The following is a 22,488-nucleotide window of genomic DNA, read 5'->3' as shown; positions in this document are numbered from 1 at the left end:
GCCGCATTGCACCACAGGGTTATTCTGTTCCCGGAAGCAGAAGCGAAGTAACGGCAAGAAGATGAACCGAAAAGAGACGGAGGAATTAAGAATCATGGAGAGAAAAAACTGGAAGCACCTTATGAAAATAGCAATGTTGACTGCTGCGGTTGGCCTGGTAGCGGCTGGCTGCGGAAATTCCAATAATGCCAATGCAGGCAATGCCAATACTGCAAGTACCGGAAATGCTGCGGAAGCTCCCGCCGAGGCGGTTACAATATCGCTGGGCCTGCTGCCTTCTATTGATGCGATTCCGTTTATTATTGCTCATGAGCAAGGGTTTGATAAACAGCATAATGTAAATCTCGATATCCAGACCTTCAAGAGCGCCAAGGACCGTGATGTGGCTTTTCAAGCCGGCAAAGTGGATGGTCTCAGCGCAGATCTTGTAGCGATCTCCATCTATAATGAAGCGGGCCTGGATGTCAAAATCACCAGCACCACAACGGGTGAATTTGATCTGCTGACCGGAAATGACGAAGTCAAAGAGGTGAAGGATCTGAAGGGTAAGACGGTCATTCTGTCCAAGAATACCTCGACTCAATATACCGTGGCGATGATGCTGAAGCAGGCTGGCCTGACTGAAGACGACATTACAGTGACCGAAGTGCCGCAGATTCCAACCCGTCTGGAGCTGCTCAAGAATAATAAAGCCGATGCAGCCGTCCTTCCGGAGCCGTTCGTGACCATGGGCAAAACTGCCGGGCTGCGCGTTCTCAGCTCGACCCATAGTGCGGGAATCAATCCGTTCGTGCTGGCTTTCCCGCAGAGTGCGATTGATGCCAAGGGACAAGGCATCCGTGATATGTATGCCGCTTATGATGAAGCTGTAGATTATATGAAGACGCATGACCAGTCGGAATATATCGATCTGATTATCAAGGAAGTGGGTTATCCGGACACGCTGAAGAATGAGATTCAAGTGCCGGAATACCTCCCTGCTTACCAGGTGGATGTGAAGGAAGTAGAAGCTGCCTTCGCCTGGGCCCGTGAAAAAGGACTGCTCACCAAAAATATATCGGCTGAAGACGTGATCTCCGATGTCCAGTTCAAAGAATAGCGGACTACGCATTAATAACCTGCATGTAGCCTACCAAAAGGGTCAGCTGGCGCTCGGAGAGATGAATCTGACCCTTCCGGAGCATGGGATTTATACGGTAATCGGTCCTTCCGGCAGCGGCAAATCCACGCTGCTGCGGGCGATAGCCGGACTGCTGCCGGGTTATGAGGGGGAGCTGCTCTTCAACGGCAGATCCGTCCATGACAAGGAAACGCTGATCGGACTGGTGCCGCAGAATTATGGGCTGCTGCCCTGGAAGACGGTCCGTGACAATATCCGGATTGCCATGAAAATTGCCCGCCCCGGCGGCGGAAGCAGTAACAGGCAGGAGCAGGACGGGAAAATCCTGCATTGGCTTGAGTCCATGGGAATAGCCCAGCTGGCTGGCCGGTTCCCGCTCTCGCTCAGCGGAGGGCAGCAGCAGCGGGTAGCCATTGCCCGTGCGTTCGCCATTCTGCCGACCATTCTGCTGCTGGACGAGCCGTTCTCGGCGCTGGATGCCCTTACGCGGGAAGGGCTGCAGCAGATTTTTATCGACAACTGGCAGGCACATCCGGCGACCACGCTGTTCGTCACCCATGACGTAGAAGAAGCTATTCTCCTGGGACAGAAGATTATTGTGATGCTGCCCGGTCAACAGGAGCCGCCGGAGATTCTCGACAACTCCGCGGTGTTTGCCATGAAGCATGGGGACAAGCGGGAGAGCGATGAATATTTTGAGCAGAGTAAGAGAATCAGAAAGGTAATGATGGAGAAATGGTGAAAAAACGGCATCTCCCTCACCTGCTGCGGCTGCTGTTAGTTTTTGCGGGCATGAACGTAATCTGGTATATTGCCTATCTGCTGATGAATCATGCTATTCTGCCCAGCCCTGGTGCGGTCTATGAAGCTATGTTTCAGTTAGGAGCGCGTGATGTGGCGCTGAATGTCGGCTACAGTCTGGTCCGGATCTTCGAAGGGGTGCTGCTGGCGCTGCTGCTGGGTTTGCTCGTTGGTCTGCTGATGGGCCGCTCTCCGCTCTGGAACAGGCTGCTGGATCCAGTGGTGTATCTGACCTACCCGATTCCCAAGATTGCGCTCTTGCCTGTAGTGATGCTGTTCTTCGGCCTGGGGGAGACCTCCAAAGTGCTGATGATCATGCTGATCCTGCTGTTTCAGGTGATCATTTCCGTACGTGACGGTGTGAAGGCGATCCCTGAGAGTACATACGATGTTCTGACGAGCATCGGCGCGAGCACCATGCAGAAATTCTGGCATGTGACGCTCCCCGGCGCTTTGTCGGTCATTCTCAGCACCATCCGCATCTCGCTGGGAACGGCAATATCTGTGCTGTTCTTCACCGAGATTTACGGCACGGAGCATGGCATGGGCTTCTTCATTATGGATGCCTGGCTGCGGCTGGATTATCCGGAGATGTATGCGGGGATTATGCTGTTCAGTCTGGTCGGCTTTGTCCTTTTCCTGCTGGTGGATCTGCTGGATTACCGGTTTATGAAGTGGCGGCGGTAACCTCATCAGCTGTTCTCGAAGCTTTCTTTAACCCTGCGGGGTTAGAGAGAGCTTTTTTTGTATAAGGATTTACATGTTTCACAAGGCCACTTATCCTCCTGTTTCTCGCTGAAAGGCTACTGTCCTTAAAAATGGACGGCAAGGCCGTTTCTGCTTATCTGTCCAGTGGCAAAAATTAAAATTATTTTTAGTTTCAGGGAATTTAAACGAAAAAATATAATTATAAAACAAAATAAGGAGCGGGGCAGAAAAAGACCCGGGTTTGCATTGTGAACGCCCGTTTAGTTCAAGTTAAGGTAAACTTAAAGGAATGGAATGAGCATTTTTGTTTTAAATAAAGGTAAATTCGCTGAGGTTATTTACATAAATAGAAAATATTAAGTTCATATAAACATGAAATGGTTTAGTTTTATTTGTTTACAATGCAATTTCTGTATGTTATTTTATTTTTGGAAACGGATTCATTCAGGTTTTATGAAAAGATTTATGTATTTGCAAATGGAATTACTTTAAAGAAATGTGAATCAAGCATGGGAAACGGGGGAGGTAATCTGAACAGATGGAGACGGGGATTAAGTCTGATAGTAGTGATTCTGCTTCTTGCTGCCGGTGCAGCGGCATACTTCTGGTCTTCAAACGAAGAGCCGGACTTATTGCAGTCCGCTCAGCAGACAGCTGAACCCGGAGAAGAACCGGCTGCAGCAACGCCGGCCGTGGTCAGCCGCAGTGAACGCTCTTATGACTTAACTGTGGATACAGTGAATCCGGGAGCGGAGATCAGCCCGATGCTGTATGGTGCTTTTTTTGAAGAAATTAACCATGCCGGCGACGGCGGGCTGTATGCAGAGCTGATCTCCAACCGGTCCTTTGAAGACAATCCGGATACCTTATTTCATTGGTGGGTAGAGGAAACAGGCGGGAGCACAGGCAAGCTGTCCCTCAGTGATTCCGGTCTGCTGAATGAGGTGCAGACCAGGGCTATGGCTATAACAGTAACTGCTGCCGCTGAAGGCGGAGCCGTATCTGCAGTGAATAACGGGTATTGGGGAATCGCGGTGACTGAAGGAGCCAGCTACAGGCTGAACTTCTATGCGAGACCTGAACCGGGGGAAGAGCTGCCGCTGCGGATTACACTGGAGAGCGCGGACGGGAAGCAGATCTATGCAGAGCAGGTGGTCAGCGTACTGAAAGAAGGGTGGAATCAATATTCATATACCTTGATCTCCTCGGGTACGGCTGCAAATGCAAGAATTGTCTTCTCCGCTTCCAGGGCAGGAACACTGTATCTGGACATGGTCTCCCTGTTTCCGGAAACCTGGAAGGGCCGGGAGAACGGGCTGCGGATAGACCTCGCCGGGAAGGTAGCTGCGATGAAGCCTTCATTCGTCCGCTTCCCGGGAGGCTGCTTCGTTGAAGGGAAAACGCCGCTGGATGCTTACCGCTGGAAGACAACCATCGGGCCGGTGGAGTCGCGGCCGGGTCACAGCGCCTACTGGAACTACCGTTCCTCTGACGGGCTGGGCTTCCACGAGTATCTGCAGTGGGCGGAGGATTTGCAGGCAGAGCCTTTGTATGTAGCTTATATCGGAATCTCGCATGACGGGGACCCTATTGCCAAGGCCAATACTGTTCCGCTTGCTGAAATTCAGCCCTGGATACAGGATGTACTGGATGCGATCGAATATGCGAACGGTCCGGTAACAGGGGAATGGGGGGCGCTGCGGGCGGCAAACGGGCACCCGGAGCCTTTTCAGCTGAAATATGTAGAGATCGGCAACGAGAATAACTTCCAGTTAAGTGAATATGCACAGCGCTACGGCCTGTTCTATCAGGCAATTAAGGATAAGTACCCGGACATGAACATCATTGCCAATACTGCCCTGGAAGGCGAGCCGATTGAGATCATTGATGAGCATTACTATGAATCGGCGGAATGGTTCATGAACAATGCAAACCGGTATGACACGTATGACCGCAGCGGTCCCGGTATCTATGTCGGCGAGTATGCGGTAACCAAAGGTGCAGGCGAAGGTAATCTTAATGCGGCGATTGGCGAGGCAGCTTTCATGGTAGGGATGGAACGGAATTCCGATATTGTGAAAATGTCGTCTTATGCGCCGCTGTTTGTCAACGCGAAGGACCGCACCTGGAATCCGGATGCGATTGTGTTTGATTCTGCATCCAGCTACGGGACTCCGTCTTATCATGTTCAGCAGCTGTTCGGAAGCAACAAGGGCGATGTTGTTCTGCCGGCGGTTCTCACGGCTGCCGGCTCAGCGGATGCCGCGGTGAAGCAGTCTATTCAGGGAGCCATTGGCCTGGGCAGCTGGTCCACGCAGGTAGAATATAGTGATGTGCGTGTTGCCAAGGGGGATGAGGTGCTGTTCGAAGATGACTTCAGTGCGGATTCCGGAGGCTGGACTGTGAAAAGCGGAAGCTGGGAGCAGTCCGAAGGAACATTCAGGCAGAGCAGCAGTGACATTGATGTGCGGGCGGTCGCCGGAGATGCCTCCTGGAGCGATTATACGCTGACCCTCAGAGCCAGAAAGACCGGCGGAGCGGAAGGCATGCTGATCATGTTCGGAGCCAAGGATGACGATACGTTCTACTGGTGGAATCTCGGCGGCTGGTGCAATACGCAAAGTGCCATTGAGAAATCCGTCGGCGGTTCACGTTCCGTCATCGGCCAGACAGTCCCTGTAAGCATCGAAACCGGCAGATGGTACGACATCCGCATTGAATTATCAGGCGGCAATATCCGCACCTATCTGGATGACAGGCTTATTCAGGAGATCGATGACAATAGCTCTCATGGACCGTTGTTCCAGACCGCCAGCCGTGATCTTGCCACGGGTGAGATTATCGTCAAGGTCGTCAACGCAGGTGAAGCTGCCCAGCGTACGCATATAACCTTTGCAGGCCTTGCCGCAAAACGGCTGACAGGGACATCCACCGTGCTGCAGTCGGAAGAACTCAGCGATGAGAACAGCTTCACGCAGCCGGACAGGATCGCTCCTGCCGTGCAAACGATTCAAGTGAATGACGGTAGTCTGGAGTATGAATTCCCTAAGTATTCAGTCACAGTTCTTAGACTAAAGGAAGGAGGCGGATGAGCGTCAGGGGGATACAGCTCTTTTACTATAAGCCAGCCTAAAGTACCTATTTTAAGGGGAGGTTCAATTCATGAAGAGAAAGACAAACAATCTGCTGGGGTGTCTCTTATTGGCGGTTGCATTAATGCTGCCAGCCTGCAGCAGCGCGCCGGCCACATCAGGAAATGAAAGTTCATCTAACAACGAAAAAACGACTGCATCCGCTAATGTAGGAACCACGGAAGCAACTACAGAAACGGCGGAACCGGCAGCATCCGAAGCCGTGGCGGCCGATACGGCAGCGACCGATTTGCCTAGTAAGGATATTACGGGCGAAGTAACCGTATGGGCCTTTAATGAACAGGTTTTCGAAGAAATCGGGAAGGCGTTCATGGCTGAATATCCGGGCATCAAGCTGAAGACCGTGGTTATGCCGTTTGCCGATCTTCATGACAAGCTGCAGACAACCATTGCTGCAGGCAGCGGGGCGCCGGATGTGGCGGAAGTGGAGATGTATCAGCTTAACCGTTATATGGCCGGCCATGTGCTGGAGAATCTGCTGGAGGAGCCATATAATGCCGGCAAATACAAGGATCTGGTCACGCCTTTCAACTGGGAACGCTGGATGACACCGGACAGCTCCGAGCTGCTCGGGATGCCCTGGGATATGACACCGGGGGTTTATTACTACCGCGCGGATATTTTTGAAGAGCTGGGTTTGCCCAGTGACCCGGCTGAGCTTGGGGAGTACATGCAGGATGAGGAGAATTTCCTGAACCTGGTGCAAATTTTGAAAGCTAATGGCAAGTACTTCATGGAATGGAGCGACGGTCCGGTGGTCTGGGCTGGCGATGAGGTCGGCTATTTCGATAAAGATATGAACTGGACCCGCAATACGGACAAAATGGTCAACATTCTGGATATCACCAAACGCGGACAACAGCTGGGCTGGGCGCCGCATATCGGCTACGGCTCGGATGAAGGCAAACAGCTTGTACTGAAAGGTGATCTGGTCGGCGTGGTCTCCGGTTCGTTCGGTGCACGCGGTCTGCAGGAAACCTTCCCTGAATTGGCTGGCAAATGGAAGGTTACCCGCCTGCCGGTCGGCATTAACGTAGGTATGGGCGGCTCCAGCTTCGTAATTCCGGCGCAGAGCAAGAACAAGGAAGCGGCATGGGCTTATATCCAGTGGAGCATGAGAAGCGAGAATGCCTGGAAGATCTGGACCAAGCATTCCATTCAACCGGGCTACAAGGATATTTCCAGTCTTGACTGGTACGCCAGCACCAAGAATGAATATCTGGGCGGCCAGGAGGAATTCAAGCTGTACGAACAGCTCAGCAACGATATTCCAGTCAAGCACCTGACCCCTGTGGATAATAAAGGCTGGGAAATCTTCATTGCGGCGATCGGCGATGCGCTGGCCAAAAACACGGATTCCAAGACGGTCATTCAGAAAATCGGCGACGACGTGATGGCTCAGGCCTCCAAGGAAATCGCTGCCTTTAAGAAAGCAATGCAGGAATAACCGGGGAAATTATAACAGGGGGCAGCCTGCATTTCCCGGAGCTGTCCCCTGTATTTAATGATAAGTGTTTGTGGGGTTAATTTGTGGGGATGGTTTTTGTGGGGATTTTTCAGATGGGAGGAAACCAACGCGTGTTGCGCATGCTGCGAAAATATAAAGTGAGTCTGTTGGTTCTGGCACTTTTGGCGATCTCCCTGGTGTGGTGGAATCAGTCCAGGGGATTCGATAATACGGCCATGGCAGGCATTCCTGTCTATGCCGATGTAGATGAAAGCTCTGTGCTGGAAAGTGACAGCCTGAGCTCGAAGCTTGAGCCGTCCTACTCCAGCTATTATGCGGAGCAGCAGAAGTCAGGCGCGGCAGATGCTGCGGATTTCGATCTGCGCCTTCCTGCGGCAGAGTACTCTGCCGTCAGCAGCGAAGGCACTGAGCTGCTTAGTGATCTTGGCGGCAAAACAGAGAAGGTGCTGGCGATGAATGCAGAGGACAGCTGGGTAGAGTATACCTTCTCGGTCCCGTCAGACGGCTTCTACCAGATGGGGATGGAATATTATAATCTGCCCGGCAAGCGCTCCTCTATTATCCGCAGTCTGAAGGTTGACGGGGAGTATCTGTTCTCCCAGGTCAAGAGAATGGAATTCCAGCGGATGTGGAAGGAGAGTGCAGAGCCATGGCGGGATAATCAGGGGAATGAGTTCAATCCGAAGCGTGAAGAAGTGGCAAGCTGGCAATACCGCGAATTCCGCGATGCGGAGGCCCGCACGGCCGATCCGTTCCGGTTTCATCTGAGCGCGGGCGAGCATACGCTGCGGCTCGAAGCGATCCGCGAGCCGGCTGCCTTAAGCGAGCTGCGGATTGTCTCGCCGCAGACATTACCGTCCTATGCGGAAGTGAAGCAGGAATATGCAGCCAGGGGCTACCAGCCTGTGCAGGACAGAATCGTCAAAATCCAGGCGGAAACCTCCTCCCTCCGCTCTGATCCAACACTGAAACGGATCGAAGACCGGGAGCCGTTAACCGAACCTTTCGACAAAGACGCCATTGTGCTGAACAGCTTCGGTGGCGTAGGCTGGCGTACCGGCGGACAATGGGCCGAGTGGAATTTCGAAATTCCGGAATCCGGCTTATACAATATCGGCATCCGTTTCGGGCAATGGTTCCTGAACGGTATCCCGGTGGAGCGGCGGGTCATGATTGACGGTGAGGTGCCGTTCCAGGAAATGAATGCCCTGAGATTCCCGTACAAGGCGGAATGGCAAGTGAACAAGCTGGGCAATGAAGACGGCGCTTATCTCTTTTATCTGGAGCAGGGTAGGCATACACTCCGCATGGAGGTTCAGGTCTCAGGGGTAGGCCCGATGATTGAATCTGTTCTGAATACCACTCATAAAATGTCGCTCCTGTCGCGTGAAATTACGCAGGTGACCGGGACGAATCCCGATCCGAACGGGGACTGGAAGCTGGAGCAGAATATTATCAATCTGGTGCCGCGGCTGCATCTGATGGCGCGTACGCTGGATGATGCCGTGCAGGCGATGTACGATTTCGGCGTGGCGGAAGGAAGCTCCGAGCTGAGCACCCTGTATGAAGCGCGGGACCGGTTCCTGGAAATGGCAGCGGACACGACAAGCATTCCGGCACGTCTGCAGCAATTCACCGACCTGCAATCCTCGCTTGGCCTATGGGTCAACGGTCTAATGAAGCAGAGTATCGTAATGGATTACATCGAAGTGAAATCGGAGGATCAGGCCTGGCCTAAAGACGCAGCTCCCTGGTATACACGCGCAGGCACGATGAGCTACGACTTCCTCAGCTCCTTCACCAAGGATTACAGCGGCATTGGCAATACCTATAAGGATGAAAAGGTGCTGGATGTCTGGATTTCACGCGGGCGTGACTGGGCTGAGATCATTAAGCAGATGATCGATGAAGACTTTACGCCAAACTCGGGCATCAAAGTCAATGTTAACGTCATTCCGACGCTTCCGGCGGATCAAAAGCAAATTCTCCTGCTGGCTAATACGGCCGGACTCGCTCCTGATGTGGCACTGGGGGTGGAGGGGGAGGTCCCGATTGACTTTGCCGTCCGCAATTCACTCGTCGATCTGAATGACTTCGCGGACTATAAGGAAGTGGCCGGCCGCTTCAGAGAAGGCGCCCTGATTCCTTATAAATATGACAATGGCGATTTCGCCCTGCCGGAGAATCAGAACTTCAGCATGCTCTTTTACCGGAAGGATATTATGGAGCAGCTTGGCATCCGGGATGAGGATATTCCGGATACCTGGCAGGAGGTCATGGACTTGATCCCTGTCCTGCAACAGAACGGAATGGATTTCTATTACCCGCATGCTGCGAATAACACGAGTCTGGCGATCAACGAGTTTGCCCCGTTCCTGTTTCAGTTCGGCGGAGATTTCTATAAGAACAACGGCACACAGTCCGGCCTGGATTCGCCGGAGGCGCTGACCGCCATGAAGATGTGGACCGGCCTCTTCACGAATTACAAGCTGCAGAAGCAGGCTGATTTCTATAACCGCTTCCGCTCCGGGGAAATGCCGATCGGGGTTGCCGACTATTCAACCTATATTCTGCTGTCTACCGCTGCTCCCGAGCTTACGGGCTGGTGGGGCATGAAGCCGATGCCGGGGATAGAGCAGGAAGACGGCCGGATCAACCGCTCCACCGGCGGGCTTGCCCAGACGGGAATCATCTTCAAGGATTCCGATATGAAGGAAGAGTCCTGGGAGTTCCTGAAATGGTGGACCAGTGCGGACGCACAGGAGAATTTCGGCTCCGAGCTGGAATCCCTGCTTGGCGTAGAAGCACGCTGGAATACCGCCAATATTGAAGCGCTGAAACGGCTGCCGTGGCAGCAGGATGATATTGATGCCATTCTGGAGCAGTGGGACTGGTTCAAGGAACGTGAGGTTGTGCTCGGCGGTTACTACACGACCCGCTATATCGCCAACATCTGGAATGAGATTGTGCTGAACGGTAAATTCCCGCGGGAGGCGATGGAGCAGGGTGTACGTGAAATCAATAAGGAGCTTAACAAAAAGCGTGAGGAATTCGGGCTTAAGGTGCCTGAAGCTTCGGGCGCGGCCGGTTCAGGGGAAGGAGGACAGAAATGAGCAGTGAGATCATAACACCGGCAGAGGCTGGAGGCGCAGCCGTGCTGGATTCCAAGACACCCGGGAAATGGGCTCAGCTATGGATAGATATCAAGAAGAATAAGGTTTCCTATTATTTTCTGGCCCCGTTCCTGCTGCTGTTCGCTATTTTTACAATCGTACCGATAATTATGTCCGTTGTGCTGAGCTTCTCCTATTACAACATCATTGAAACGCCGAAATTCATCGGATTCTCCAACTACAAGCTGCTGTTTGTAGATGATGATATCTTCCTGAAGGCAGTCGGAATCACACTGAAGTTCGCCGTCATCACCGGGCCGGTAGGCTATATTCTGGCCTTCCTGCTTGCGTGGCTGATTAGCCAGATTCCGCAGAAATACCGCTTTTTCTATACACTGTGCTTCTATTTGCCTTCTATTACAAGTGCGGTGGCGATGTCGGTCGTCTGGCTGTATTTCTTCGCCGGCGACCGCAAGGGACTGCTCAACCATTGGCTGATTCAGCTGGGCATCCTCAATGAGCCTTATCTGTTCCTGCAAAATGTCGATTCGATCGTCCCCGTCATCATCATTGTTTCCCTATGGATGAGCATGGGGGTAGGCTTTCTTGCCTTTCTGGCCGGTCTGCAGAACGTGCCGGGGGATCTCTATGAGGCGGGTTCCATTGATGGAGTGAAGTACCGCTGGCAGCAGCTGTGGTTCATTACCATTCCGTCCGTCAAGCCGCAGCTGCTGTTCGGCGCGGTAATGCAGGTGGTCAGCTCGCTTACTGTATTTGATGTCAGCATGCGGCTCGTCGGATTTCCGAGTCCGCTGTATGCGGGCCATACCATTATGGCGCATTTGTTCGACTACGCATTTACCCGGTTTGAAATGGGGTATGCCTCGGCAATTGCCGTACTGCTGTTCTTTCTGATGTTTGGGATGAACCGTCTCATCTTCAGAGTGCTGGGGAGGGATTAGGATGCACAAGTTAAAATTACGGCGCCTCGATTATGGCGGAGTCTTACTGTATCTGTTTCTTACCGCGTTCGGGCTGTTCATGCTGCTGCCGCTGATTTATATGGCCGTAACCGCACTCAAGCCGACCAGCGAGCTGTTTATGTTTCCGCCGCGGTTCTTCGTGGTCAATCCGACGCTGGTGAATTTCCGCGATCTGCTGCTGATTACCGGAACCTCGGCGGTGCCGTTCTCCCGGTTTATCTTCAACAGCATCATCGTTACTGGAGGGATTGTGGCCGGCGGGGTTGTGATCTCAGCCATGGCTGCCTATCCGCTGGCCAAACATCATATGCCGTTCAAAAGCTTCATCTTCAACATGATCGTAGCCGCGCTGATGTTCTCGCCGCTGGTCCTGCAGATTCCGCAATATTTGCTGATCAGCCGCAGCGGATTGATGAATACGTACTGGGCGATGATTCTGCCGTATCTGGCCGCGCCGATGGGGATGTTCCTGATGACGCAATTCCTGCGCCAGCTTCCCGACGCGCTGCTTGAAGCCGCCCGGATAGACGGCGCTTCCGAGTGGAAGGTGTTCTGGATTGTGGTTATGCCCATGCTCAAGCCGGCGATCTCAACGTTTGCGCTGTTCAGCTTCATCTCTGCCTGGAATGATCCGTACCCTTCGATGGTGTATACGACCGTTCAGGAGATGAAGACACTGCCGCTCGCAATCCAGACGATCAGCGGCGGGGTTGGAGTTGTGGCCCGGGTGGGCACCTTGGCAGCGGCGAGCTTCCTGATGATTATCCCGACGATTCTTGTCTTTATCATTACACAGCGGATGGTGCTCCAGACAATGGCCCATTCCGGGCTGAAGGAATAGGGGGGCTTAAGCGAAATGATGACTAGAGGCGCCAGAGTGAAAAGAACGCTGTTTAGCGTAATGCTCCTGATCCTGCTGCTTCCGCTGTTTCTGCCTCCCGGCCAGGCATCTGCCGATGCTCCGTATAAAGGATATACCTGGAGTCAATCCGGCAATGAGGTCCGGTCCATCAACGGGTATTTGTATGATTCCTCCATTGATCCCGGCAGCTCGGAGACGGGGGTGCTCAAGAATCCCGAATCGCTCTTTATCGGGGAGGATGACACGCTTTATATTGTCGATACCGGCAACAGCCGGATTATCCATATGGATAAGGACGGCGGGCTGATCAAGATAATCGGTGATGGCGAAGGCGGCGGCAAGCTGCTGGAGCCGAAGGGGGTTTTTGTGAAGCCGGACGGCACTGTGTATGTCGCTGACACCAAAAACCAGCGGATTGCGATTTTTGATGCTGCGGGAAAGTTCTTGAAGGAATTCCTGAAGCCGGACAGCACGCTGCTGGGCGCGAATTTCTCGTATTCACCCTCCAAGCTGATTGTAGACAAACGGGATTATATGTATGTGGTCAGCGACGGGAATACCCAGGGCCTCCTGCAGATAGATTCCGGCGGCAAATTCAAAGGCTTCTACGGGGCGAACCATGTAGGCTTCTCCTGGACCCGGCTGCTGATCAGGCTGGTTGCCACCAGGGAGCAGCAGAGTCAGCTGGCGACCGTCCGTCCTTCCGAGTTCTCCAATGTGGACCTGGATCAGGAAGGCTTCATTTACAGCACCACACTCGGAGAAGAGACGAACCAGATTAAGCGGCTGTCCCCCGTAGGTGTAGATACCCTGAACATCGGAAAGCGCCGGTATGGGGATTATTACACGGACGGCCCGTTCAGCATGGCTTCCTTTATGGGAATCAGCATTGACAAGAACGGCTTCATTACCGCCCTGGACCTGCAGACCAGCAAAATCTATCAATATGACAAGCTGGGCAACCGGTTATTCAGCTTCGGGGGCATCGGTGATCAGAATGGCCTGTTCGTCACACCTTCAGCGGTAGATCAGACCTCTGACGGTATGCTGTATGTGGTCGATAAAGGACGGGGCCGGATTGACCGTTTCAGGGCAACGCCGTTCGCTGAGCTTGTGCATCAAGCATCCCTGCTGTACGTAGACGGCAGATATGATGAGGCAGAAGCGTTGTGGCATGAGGTGCTGCGGCAGAACTCCAACTACGATATGGCTTATCAGGCCATCGGCAAGGCGCTCTACAAAGCGGAGGAGTATAAGGAAGCGATGGGTTATTTCAAGCTTGCGGGTTCGAGAACCGACTATTCCTCCGCTTTCCGCGAATACCGCAAACTATATATCCGCGAGCATTTTACGTTATTTTTTGCCGGTGCGGCCGTGCTGCTTCTGGTGCTGTACTGGACTGTGCCGAAAGCATACCGCAGGTTCCGCGTATGGCTGTACAGACCGGTGTCGGCTGAACCCGGTACGGCTAAGGGGGGATTGTGATGAATACGTTGCGGATGATTCACCAGGTGGTAGCGCATCCTTATGAGTTCTATCACGACATTCAAGGCAGGCAGCGGATCGCCTGGTTCCAGGGGATTCTGATCATTCTCCTGACCTTTGCAGCGAAAATGATTTCGATTCTGATTACCGGCTACGCCTTTCAGACCCGGGAGCCGCATGAAATCTCGATGTTCCATGAGTTCATCTGGCTGATTGTTCCCTGGCTGACCTGGTGTGTATCGAACTGGGGCGTGAGCACGATTCTGGACGGTGAGGGGAAGTTCAAGGAGATTTTTGTGGGCAGCGCCTTTGCCCTGGCTCCTTACATGCTGCTCATTATTCCGGTTACTCTGCTGACACTGGTGCTCTCGCTGGATGAGGCTTCAACCTTTAATCTGCTGCAGAAGTTTGTGTTGGTCTGGGTTGCCTGGCTGTTCCTGCTCAAGGTTAAAATACTGCATGATTTCGAGGTAAGGAAGGTGATCTTCATTACGCTGATCAGCATGATCGGCATCGGGATCATCTGGTTTGTCGGCATATTGCTGTTCGGGATATCTAATCAATTCGTATCATTTATCGTCGATCTGCTCAAAGAGATGAGATTGCGCGCGTAGAGAGGGGAAGGAACACGATGATTACAAAAATGAAGGTGCGCAGCATCCTCTTGATCGTGCTGGTGGTGCTGGCTGCAGCTATACAGGTTCCGCCGCTCTACGGCTCTGCGGGCCCGTCCGCCGCAGCCCCCGCGGAGGCTGCGGCGGGAGAGCTGCAGGCGCAAGCACCGGTGCAAGCGGAAACGGCGGAAGCACAGACACAGGAGCCTGCCGCAGTGAAGGCTCCGGCGGCGGACACGGTCACGCCCGGAACGAAGGCGCTGGAGAACGAACGCTACATCCTGTATGCGGATGAGCAATCGGGGAACCTGCGGATCACGGACAAATCGACGGGCAAGGAATGGCTGGGCTCGCCGCAGCTTGCGAAGACGGCCATGCCGAACGTCAAGAAATATACGGCAGCGCCGGTCTATGCCAGATATACGCAAGGGGCGGATATTACACAGGTCTATCCGCTTAAGGATGAGGATTCCAGCGTTAAGGTTACGCTGGAGCCGGAGGTGGTCCGCGCCGAATTCACCTTCAAGAGTCTGCAGCTGTCATTCGCGCTGGAGTACCGGCTGACGCAGGACGGCTTCGAGGCGTCCATTCCCCAGGAGTACCTGAAGGAAACGGGCAATGCGAAGTTTACGAGCCTGGAGGTGCTGCCGTTCTTCCATGCGGCCAGGGAAGATGAAGAAGGGGCGATGCTGCTTCCCGACGGCCCCGGGGCACTGCTGGAATTCCGCCCGGATCATCCGGCGTACCTGAAGGGATATTCCGAATACATTTACGGCGGAGACGAAACCTTCATTAAGCAGAATCATGAAATCGAGGACAGCTATTGGCTTAAGGAAACGCCTATGAAGAAGGCGGTGGCCATGCCTGTATTCGGGATGTACCATGGCGGCACCGGTTATCTGGCCATCGTCACCCAAGGCGAGACCGATGCGAAGATCAACGGTGTGCCGGCAGGCATCCGTGCCATCCCGCTGTACAGAGCTTCCAGCGAATTCACGCTGCGCAAGGATGATGTCATCTTCGTCGGTACCTCCGGACAGATTCCTTATTATCAGGGGGAACTGATTAAGACGGACCGTGCGGTAAGGTATGTCCTGCTGCAGGATGAAGAGGCCAATTATGTCGGCATGGCCAAGGAATACCGCAAGTATCTGCTCGGGGAGAAGGGAATCAGGGAAACCCGGCAAGAGGATACCCCCCTGTATCTTCAGGTGCTCGGCGGAATTACCCGCGACGAGGTGATCGGCTCGACGTTCATAGAGATGTCTGCCTTCAAGCAGATCAGGGAAATGATCGACCGCTACAATGCCGCAGGCGTATCCAAGCTGGAAATCACGATTTCCGGCTGGTCCAAGGACGGCTTATACGGCAACCAGCCGGATCACTTTCCCGCCGCGAAGCAACTCGGCGGAAGCGGCGGACTGAAGGAGCTGCAGGAATATGCGGCAGATCAGGGTGTAGAGCTCTTTTTGAAAGCCAATTATGTTAAGCCTTATATGGACAGCGACGGTATCAAGGCAGGTAAAGAGGCGGTGCGCGGCATTAACCGCGAAGTGCTGAAGCAATACATCTACTACCTCTCCAGCGGATGGAACACGGATGATTATTTCTATCTGCTGAAACCGGCTGTGATTGTGAAACGCAGCGCAGCGGAATTGAAGGAATACCGGAAGCTGGGGATTAACGGCATTCAGTTTGATCATTTCGGCAGTCTGCTGTATTCCGACGAGGATAACAACTCCAGGACGGACCGCAAGCTGACGGAGAGTGCCTATGTAAGCACGCTGGATCTTTATCGCCAGGAGAAGATAAGCACGGCCGTGGATTACGGGTATGCCTATACGCTGGGACATGTGGACCGGATTGACGGGGTGCCGCTGGATTCCAGCGGGTTCGTATATACCGACCGGGCGGTTCCGTTCTATCAGCTGGTGGTGCATGGCCTTGTTCCTTATACGGCAAGCCCGGCCAATCTGAGCGATGATTCCCGCAGCCAGGCGCTGCGCGCTCTGGAGTACGGGGCGCTTCCGAGCTATGAGCTGACCTATGCCAAAACCAGCGACCTGCAGCGGACACTGGAGGACCGGCTGTTTAGCTCAGAACTGAACGATTGGCTTACGCCTTCCGCCAAGACCTATCTTGAGCTCAAAGAAGTATATGATGCTATCGCCAACCGGCAGATGACGAATCATGAAGAGCTGCAGAGCAAGGTCTTCCGGACAACGTATGCGGGCGGCGTGAGCATTATCGTTAATTATAATGATCAGCCGGTGGAGGCAGCCGGCCGGACCATTGAGGCTTACAGCTACGCGGTGACAGGAGGATGATGAAGTGAAGAAATTAAAGTTGTCGATGCGGGCGCGTTATTTTATGGAAGGCTATTCCTTCATCTCCTTGTGGCTGATCGGTTTCCTGATGTTTATGGCCATCCCGCTGGGCCGTTCAATGTATTATTCCTTTCATGCACTGAAGGTCAGCAAAGACGGGCTGATCGCCACCTTTGTCGGAATGGACCATTTCCGCGCAGCGTTTACGACCGATGTCAATTTCCTGCCGCTGCTCAAGGAGACCATGGTGTCAACACTGACCCAGGTGCCGCTGATTCTGATTTTTTCGCTGTTCTGTGCCATTCTGCTGAACCGCGGAATGATCGGCAAAACCTTCTTCCGCGGCGTATTCTTCCTGCCCGTCATCATTGCTTCAGGAGCCATTCTCAGCAAGCTGATGGACCAGGGGGCGGCGAATCTGCCGATCTTTTATAATCAGAATTTGTACAATAAGCTCTCAGCCTTTATCCCCGGCGATATTCTGGAAACGCTGCTGAAGTCCGCAGAATCTCTGACGCTCGTGATGTGGGATTCCGGGGTGCAGATTCTGATTTTCCTGGCCGGGCTGCAGACAATATCCATATCGCTCTATGAAGCCGCCAAATGTGACGGCGCGACAGCCTGGGAGAGCTTCTGGAAAATCACCTTCCCGATGATTATGCCCATGATGCTGGTGAACACCTTATTCAGTATCGTCAGCTCCTTCACGAAGGCGGATAATCAGATTATGAGCCATATCCTGAACGTGGTGTTCAAAAATAATGATTTCGGCTACGGCTCGGCGATGGGCTGGATTTACTTTGTCTTTATCTTCTTGATCCTGGGCGTAGTATTCCTGCTGTTCCGCAAGTCGCTCAGTGCAACCGAAGGGAGGAAATAGAACATATGCTTAAGGAAGCAGCAAGTACGGTTCGTCCGGCGGACATGGAGCCTCTGTCCACCCGCCTGAGAGCCAGCGGGAAGCTGGACAGGGCAGCTAAGCGCTCGTTCCGGGTCATCCATGTGGCGTTCTATTATCTGGTCATTCTCAGCTTGACGTTTGTATTCCTGTATCCGCTCCTGTACATGGTATCCAAATCCATGATGCAAATGCAGGATGTGGCTGATGCCACCGTGCAGTGGATCCCGAAGAAGCTCAGCTTCCACAATTACAGCCTGGCGTGGAATGCGCTTAATTTCTGGGGCGGCTTTGCCAACAGTGCGATCATTTCCTTCGGGAGCGCGGTGCTGCAAATTCTTAGCTGCTCGCTGGTCGGCTACGGCTTTGCCAGATACCGGTTCCCTGGATATATGATGTGCTTTGTGCTGCTGCTGTTTACGTTCCTCGTTCCGCCGCAGACGATCGTTGTTCCGCTGTATCTGTTCTTCAGTGACTTGGGCTGGATCAATACGCATCTGCCGTTTGTCATTCCTTCGCTGTTCGGCCATGGACTGAAGGGGGCTTTGTTCGTCCTCATCTTCGTCCAGTTCTACCGGAGAATGCCGAATGTGCTGGAAGAAGCAGCCCGGATTGACGGAGCAGGACCGTTCAGAACCTACTGGAGAATCATGTTCCCGCTGGCTAAGCCGGCGATGCTGATCGTCTTCCTGTTCTCGGTAGTGTGGCATTGGAACGACAGCTTCGAGCCGAATACGTATCTGACAACGCCGGATTTCTATAATCTGTCGCAGCGGCTGGCCATGTTCTACGGCACCAACAATCAGGCGGCGGAAACAATGTCGCAGATGACCTCCGGCTCCATCGGCATGGCCCCCACGGGCCTGAACCAGATTATGGCCGGCTGTATCCTGACCATCCTGCCGATTCTGATTCTATACTTATTCGTGCAGCGTCATTTCGTGGAAAGTGTAGAACGTTCCGGGATTGCCGGAGAATAAGACTGGAATCAGGGAAGTACGAGTGGACTGCCGCTGATAAATCTGCTGAGAATGCTGTAATTTCCTGTCGCAAATATAATATGGTAAATATATCTAAATATATTTATAATTAGAATATCCATGTTACTTATTTGAGGAGGATGAACTGTTTTGAACAGCAACCGTAATCAATTTATTCAGCAAGCAGCCAGAACTGCACTGATCACTTCCGTAACGCTCGCATTGCTGCTGCCTGGAGGACTGGCCTCCGCGGCTTCCGCCGTCACTTCAGAGATGACAGCAGTCCCTGTAACAGCTGCCGGCCCGACCGCCAATTCAGCCGCTCCGGACCCGGCCAAAGCCAAATTCACGCAAGAGCAGGCCATTGCCAAGGTAAAAGAGCTGTTTCCTGTTCTGAAGGAAGCGACGGTATCCAATGTACGGCTTGGCACGGACTCGTACCCTCCTTCCGGAAACCAGATGGTCTGGAACATCCAGTGGCAGTATCAGCTGGGCAACTCGGGTTACGGGTTCTCCAGTCTGGTGGATGCCATGACTGGTGACCTGGTCAGTACGTATATTTCTTATCCTATGTTGAGGGAGAATGCCTATTATCCCCCGCAATTCTCCCGGGAGGAGGCACTGGCGAAAGCCCGCAGCTTTACTGCCCTGGCCGCACCATCGCTGGCAGGCACTGATCTTATACTGGAAGAGAACGACCAGAACTATATGAGCAGGGCAGCGCTCTTTGGTATGTTTGAATACAGCTTTAGGTTCAGCATTTTGAGAAACGGACTTCCCTCGGCAGCAGATATGCTGAACATAGTCGTCGATGGGAACGGAAATATCGTTCAATTCATCAAGCCGTCTACAGACGCAGTGTATCCGTCAGCGAAGCCGGCGGTCTCCCTGGAATCAGCAAGCAAGAAATTTGCCGAGAATTTCAAAGTAGGACTCTATTATATCCCTCTATATAAAGATGGTGCGGCAACCCGCTGGATTCTGGGTTGGCGTCCTGAGAGTGAGTCCCTCTATCTTGTGGATGCCCAGACCGGCAAAAGCATCGATAACGAAGGGGGGGCGATCTCCGCGGCTGTCACTTATGAGGCTGTTCCGGAGCGGAAGAATACTTTCCAGCCGATAAGCTCCGGCACCGCATTAACCGCAGCGGCAGCAGCAAAGCTTGTACAGCAGACCGTTGCAATCCCCGCAGAACGCAAGCTTTCGGGCCAAAATCCTGGCGTCAATTCCCAGAATGACGGTCAAAAGCTCTGGAGATTGTCCTGGGAAGCAAGCCGCACGGCTGCAAATATGGCAATGCCGGAGCGTACTTACGCTGAAGTAGACTCAAGCACCGGGGAAATCGTTCAATTCCAGCTGGATCAGTATGGAGGCCAGGTATTGAAAGAACAGCCTGCACCTGCGGGCGGAACCAAGCTGAATCAGGCACAAGCCAAGGAGAGGGCGATAGAGCTTATCAACCGTCTGTATCCTAAGGCCAGCGGAAATCTTAAGCTGGCTGAGCATGGAGGGAAGTGGAGTGTCCTTGAGGACGGGAAAGGATACCGTTACCAGTTCATACGCTATTATCAGGGTATTCCGGTTAGCGACAGTAATATATCCTTAAGTATAGATACTTACGGCAGACTGCAAAGCTATATGAATCCAGGAAGCACCGGTTATGAAGCGCTCAAAGACAAGCCTGCTCCGGCAGTTTCCGAGAAGGAAGCACTCCAGAGCTATCTCGGCGGATATGATCTGAAGCTGCAGTACAGTAGTGTAGGCGGATATAATATAGACAATAAGTATGTTGAACCGGTGGTTAAGCTGGTTTATGCTCCGACTCCGGTAGAGTCTCAGGATACCTATAAGGTGCTGGATGCGCAAACTAAGGAATGGGTCACGACCTACGAGAACCCGTTGCAGTCAAGAAGTACAGCTGAGGCAGTTGATCTTAAGGGCCATGCTGCAGAGCAGGCACTGACCGAGCTGCTGAGATACGGCGTGATCAGCGTAGATGCGGACAAGAAGGTGAATCCGGACCAGGAGATAACGGCCGGTGACTGGTTTACCCTGATTGCCAGATCCTCAACGCCATATTATGCTGGATATTCGAATGGTTCTGAGCCGAAAGCAGTGGCTGGTGTGAGCCCGGACAGCCCTTATTATGAAGCCATCAGCTACGCGGCGGAGCGTGAATGGATCAGCAGAGAGGCTGCGCTGCAGCCTGAGAGTAAGCTAAGCCGCGAACAACTCGCCGTCCTGCTGGCCTCCTTCCTGAAGTACGATAAGCTTTCAGCTTTTCTGGGGAATGACTCTGTCCTAACCAGCTTCAGTGACAGTGCGGCAATTAAGGATAAAGGCGCTGTAGCACTGGCCGTGAAGCTGGGACTGCTGCAGGGAGAGAACGGGAAGTTCAATCCGCAGCAAATCGTAACGAAGGCGCAGGCGGCGGGTGTAATCATTAAGCTGGTGGAGCTGCAAGGCAAAACTGATCAGCCGATCGGCCAATAAAGAATAGACAACAGCAAAGCCCGTTCCCGCCATTATGGCGGGAACGGGCTTTTTGAATCCTATTATTACGTTGTGAAGCTTATTTGCCGAGCTGCTTATCGACTTCCCGGACGGGATTCTCGCCGACATTTTCTTCGGTCTTGATGCTGCTCATGAACCAGCCGGTAGCGGCAATAATAATCAGAACCACGTAGAAGGTGAGCTTCCACCAAGTGCTGTGTGCGAAATCTTCGGACAGCACACCCAGCGAAGGATGTGCCAGGGTGATGACTGCGAGCTTAATACCGACCCAGCCGACAATGAAGAAGGCTGCGATTTCAAGACCTGGACGGGTGTGCAGCAGCTTGACGAAGAACGAAGCAGCAAACCGCATAATAACCAGTCCGATGAATCCGCCCGCAAAGATGACGAGGAACTGTCCGCCGTCGAGGCCGCCAATGTGGCCGATTCCGCTTGGCGGAAGGGCGACGGCGAGAGCGACAGCTGCAAGGATGGAGTCTACTGCAAAGGCGATATCTGCAATCTCAACCTTAAGTACAGTGAACCAGAAGCTGGATTTCTTCTTGTTGACGGCCCCGGAAGTGCCGCTTTCAGCTGCTTCATCCGTGACGGGCTTCTTGAACAACAATTTCCGGAAGATGTGATTCCCCGCGATAAATAACAGATAAATTGCGCCGATAGCTTGTACCTGCCAGATATCGACCAGATAAGAGATGACGAAAAGCGATCCGAACCTGAACACAAACGCTCCTGCCAATCCGTAAAAGAGCGCCTTCTTACGTTCCTCATCAGGAAGATGTTTAACCATGATTGCCAGTACGAGTGCGTTGTCTGCGGCAAGCAGCCCTTCCAGTGCGACCAGAACGAGCAACACCCATCCGTATTCTAATAATAATCCCCAATCCATTACTGTTTCCTCCTCATGTGGCTCCGGATACTTTTTAGCAAAAAATACCCTTATTACCATTATTGTAACCAAAACTATATAAAAAAGACCTTTACCAAACAGATTAGCCTTTGGAATAAAGGTAACCTGATTGGTAAAGGTCTCGCTAACAATGATAAATTGCCGATAAAACCGGAGAATATCCTCATATTCTCGTATTGACGATTTTATCTAACAGCTACTCCCCTTTACGGGATATATGAAATTTTAGGATTTACGTATCTGACTAAAAGTATCATATATGAGTTGAGAGGCGTTGTCAATGCTTATGAGAATAAATATCAATCGGAGATGACTGTTTTGAAAACGGAAACATGGTATGTCTAAGTTATATAACTTAACATCTGATATGTCGAAACTGCAAACATAAGGAAATAAAGGGCAAATCAAGCTTTATCCTAATTGACGATACCCCGTTATGAAAATATGATGAGACTAATTAAAGCGGTCAAGCGAGGTTTATGTTAATTAACTTAACACTTTACCAAGCTGGCAGCCAGTTGACTGTCGCATATGGGAATGCCAGGGAAGCTTAGCT

15 protein-coding genes are annotated in these 22,488 nt (G+C 52.6%); 14 read left to right on the top strand and 1 reads right to left on the bottom strand.

The genetic code is table 11. The features are described from left to right. Positions 1–121 precede the first annotated feature (121 nt). From PBOR_RS28260 to PBOR_RS28195, 14 genes are all read left to right on the top strand, one after another. The gene (locus PBOR_RS28260; RefSeq protein WP_245647928.1) at positions 122–1,099 is read left to right on the top strand and encodes an ABC transporter substrate-binding protein; all 978 of its coding nucleotides are present in this window, start codon (positions 122–124) and stop codon (positions 1,097–1,099) included. After that, positions 1,080–1,862: an ABC transporter ATP-binding protein gene (locus PBOR_RS28255; RefSeq protein ID WP_042217181.1), complete on the top strand. Its 783-nt coding sequence runs from the start codon at positions 1,080–1,082 to the stop codon at positions 1,860–1,862. Before PBOR_RS28260 ends, PBOR_RS28255 begins: the two co-directional genes overlap by 20 nt. A gap of 50 nt (positions 1,863–1,912) precedes the next feature. Next, the gene (locus PBOR_RS28250; RefSeq protein WP_245647927.1) at positions 1,913–2,608 is read left to right on the top strand and encodes an ABC transporter permease; all 696 of its coding nucleotides are present in this window, start codon (positions 1,913–1,915) and stop codon (positions 2,606–2,608) included. Positions 2,609–3,195: 587 nt separating this feature from the next. Next, on the top strand, positions 3,196–5,721 hold the full coding sequence (locus PBOR_RS28245) for an alpha-L-arabinofuranosidase C-terminal domain-containing protein (protein WP_052429673.1): 2,526 nt from the start codon (positions 3,196–3,198) through the stop codon (positions 5,719–5,721). A 70-nt stretch (positions 5,722–5,791) separates the two neighbouring features. Then, positions 5,792–7,228 (top strand): ABC transporter substrate-binding protein, encoded by a 1,437-nt coding sequence (locus tag PBOR_RS28240; protein WP_042217179.1) that lies wholly within the window; start codon positions 5,792–5,794, stop codon positions 7,226–7,228. A gap of 140 nt (positions 7,229–7,368) precedes the next feature. After that, on the top strand, positions 7,369–10,362 hold the full coding sequence (locus tag PBOR_RS28235) for an extracellular solute-binding protein (RefSeq protein WP_245648304.1): 2,994 nt from the start codon (positions 7,369–7,371) through the stop codon (positions 10,360–10,362). After that, positions 10,359–11,324 (top strand): carbohydrate ABC transporter permease, encoded by a 966-nt coding sequence (locus tag PBOR_RS28230; protein ID WP_052429672.1) that lies wholly within the window; start codon positions 10,359–10,361, stop codon positions 11,322–11,324. The genes PBOR_RS28235 and PBOR_RS28230 overlap by 4 nt, the downstream gene beginning before the upstream one ends. Position 11,325: 1 nt before the next feature. Further along, positions 11,326–12,186, top strand: a complete 861-nt coding sequence (locus PBOR_RS28225; RefSeq protein ID WP_042217177.1) for a carbohydrate ABC transporter permease — start codon at positions 11,326–11,328, stop codon at positions 12,184–12,186. Between the two features lie 15 nt (positions 12,187–12,201). Further along, a complete protein-coding gene (locus PBOR_RS28220) occupies positions 12,202–13,692 on the top strand; it encodes a hypothetical protein (RefSeq protein ID WP_042217176.1) in 1,491 nt (496 codons plus the stop codon). Next, complete coding sequence (locus tag PBOR_RS28215) at positions 13,692–14,306, top strand: YIP1 family protein (protein WP_042217175.1); 615 nt, start codon at positions 13,692–13,694, stop codon at positions 14,304–14,306. Before PBOR_RS28220 ends, PBOR_RS28215 begins: the two co-directional genes overlap by 1 nt. A gap of 17 nt (positions 14,307–14,323) precedes the next feature. Next, a complete protein-coding gene (locus PBOR_RS28210; protein WP_042217174.1) occupies positions 14,324–16,633 on the top strand; it encodes a DUF5696 domain-containing protein in 2,310 nt (769 codons plus the stop codon). A gap of 4 nt (positions 16,634–16,637) precedes the next feature. Further along, a complete protein-coding gene (locus tag PBOR_RS28205) occupies positions 16,638–17,513 on the top strand; it encodes a carbohydrate ABC transporter permease (protein ID WP_052429671.1) in 876 nt (291 codons plus the stop codon). Between the two features lie 5 nt (positions 17,514–17,518). Next, a complete protein-coding gene (locus tag PBOR_RS28200; protein WP_052429670.1) occupies positions 17,519–18,511 on the top strand; it encodes a carbohydrate ABC transporter permease in 993 nt (330 codons plus the stop codon). Between the two features lie 150 nt (positions 18,512–18,661). Then, positions 18,662–21,004, top strand: a complete 2,343-nt coding sequence (locus PBOR_RS28195; RefSeq protein ID WP_042217173.1) for an S-layer homology domain-containing protein — start codon at positions 18,662–18,664, stop codon at positions 21,002–21,004. Between the two features lie 79 nt (positions 21,005–21,083). On the opposite strand, the gene PBOR_RS28190 is transcribed toward PBOR_RS28195, so the two are convergent. Next, positions 21,084–21,911, bottom strand: a complete 828-nt coding sequence (locus PBOR_RS28190) for a TerC family protein (protein WP_042217172.1) — start codon at positions 21,909–21,911, stop codon at positions 21,084–21,086. Positions 21,912–22,488 lie beyond the last annotated feature (577 nt).

Origin of the sequence: Paenibacillus borealis, from assembly GCF_000758665.1 — a bacterium.
In the GTDB taxonomy this organism is placed as follows: Bacteria; Bacillota; Bacilli; order Paenibacillales; family Paenibacillaceae; genus Paenibacillus_AQ; species Paenibacillus_AQ borealis.
Note: the sequence above shows the minus strand (reverse complement) of the source record. Positions and strands in the feature narration are given on the sequence as shown.

Coding starts and splice junctions, on each gene's coding strand:
- PBOR_RS28235 (WP_245648304.1), top strand. CDS start 7,369: ATGCTGCGAAAATATAAAGTGAGTCTGTTGGTTCTGGCACTTTTGGCG.
- PBOR_RS28260 (WP_245647928.1), top strand. CDS start 122: ATGAAAATAGCAATGTTGACTGCTGCGGTTGGCCTGGTAGCGGCTGGC.
- PBOR_RS28230 (WP_052429672.1), top strand. CDS start 10,359: ATGAGCAGTGAGATCATAACACCGGCAGAGGCTGGAGGCGCAGCCGTG.
- PBOR_RS28240 (WP_042217179.1), top strand. CDS start 5,792: ATGAAGAGAAAGACAAACAATCTGCTGGGGTGTCTCTTATTGGCGGTT.
- PBOR_RS28255 (WP_042217181.1), top strand. CDS start 1,080: ATGTCCAGTTCAAAGAATAGCGGACTACGCATTAATAACCTGCATGTA.
- PBOR_RS28250 (WP_245647927.1), top strand. CDS start 1,913: ATGAACGTAATCTGGTATATTGCCTATCTGCTGATGAATCATGCTATT.
- PBOR_RS28210 (WP_042217174.1), top strand. CDS start 14,324: ATGATTACAAAAATGAAGGTGCGCAGCATCCTCTTGATCGTGCTGGTG.
- PBOR_RS28200 (WP_052429670.1), top strand. CDS start 17,519: ATGCTTAAGGAAGCAGCAAGTACGGTTCGTCCGGCGGACATGGAGCCT.
- PBOR_RS28215 (WP_042217175.1), top strand. CDS start 13,692: ATGAATACGTTGCGGATGATTCACCAGGTGGTAGCGCATCCTTATGAG.
- PBOR_RS28220 (WP_042217176.1), top strand. CDS start 12,202: ATGATGACTAGAGGCGCCAGAGTGAAAAGAACGCTGTTTAGCGTAATG.
- PBOR_RS28225 (WP_042217177.1), top strand. CDS start 11,326: ATGCACAAGTTAAAATTACGGCGCCTCGATTATGGCGGAGTCTTACTG.
- PBOR_RS28190 (WP_042217172.1), bottom strand. CDS start 21,911: ATGGATTGGGGATTATTATTAGAATACGGATGGGTGTTGCTCGTTCTG.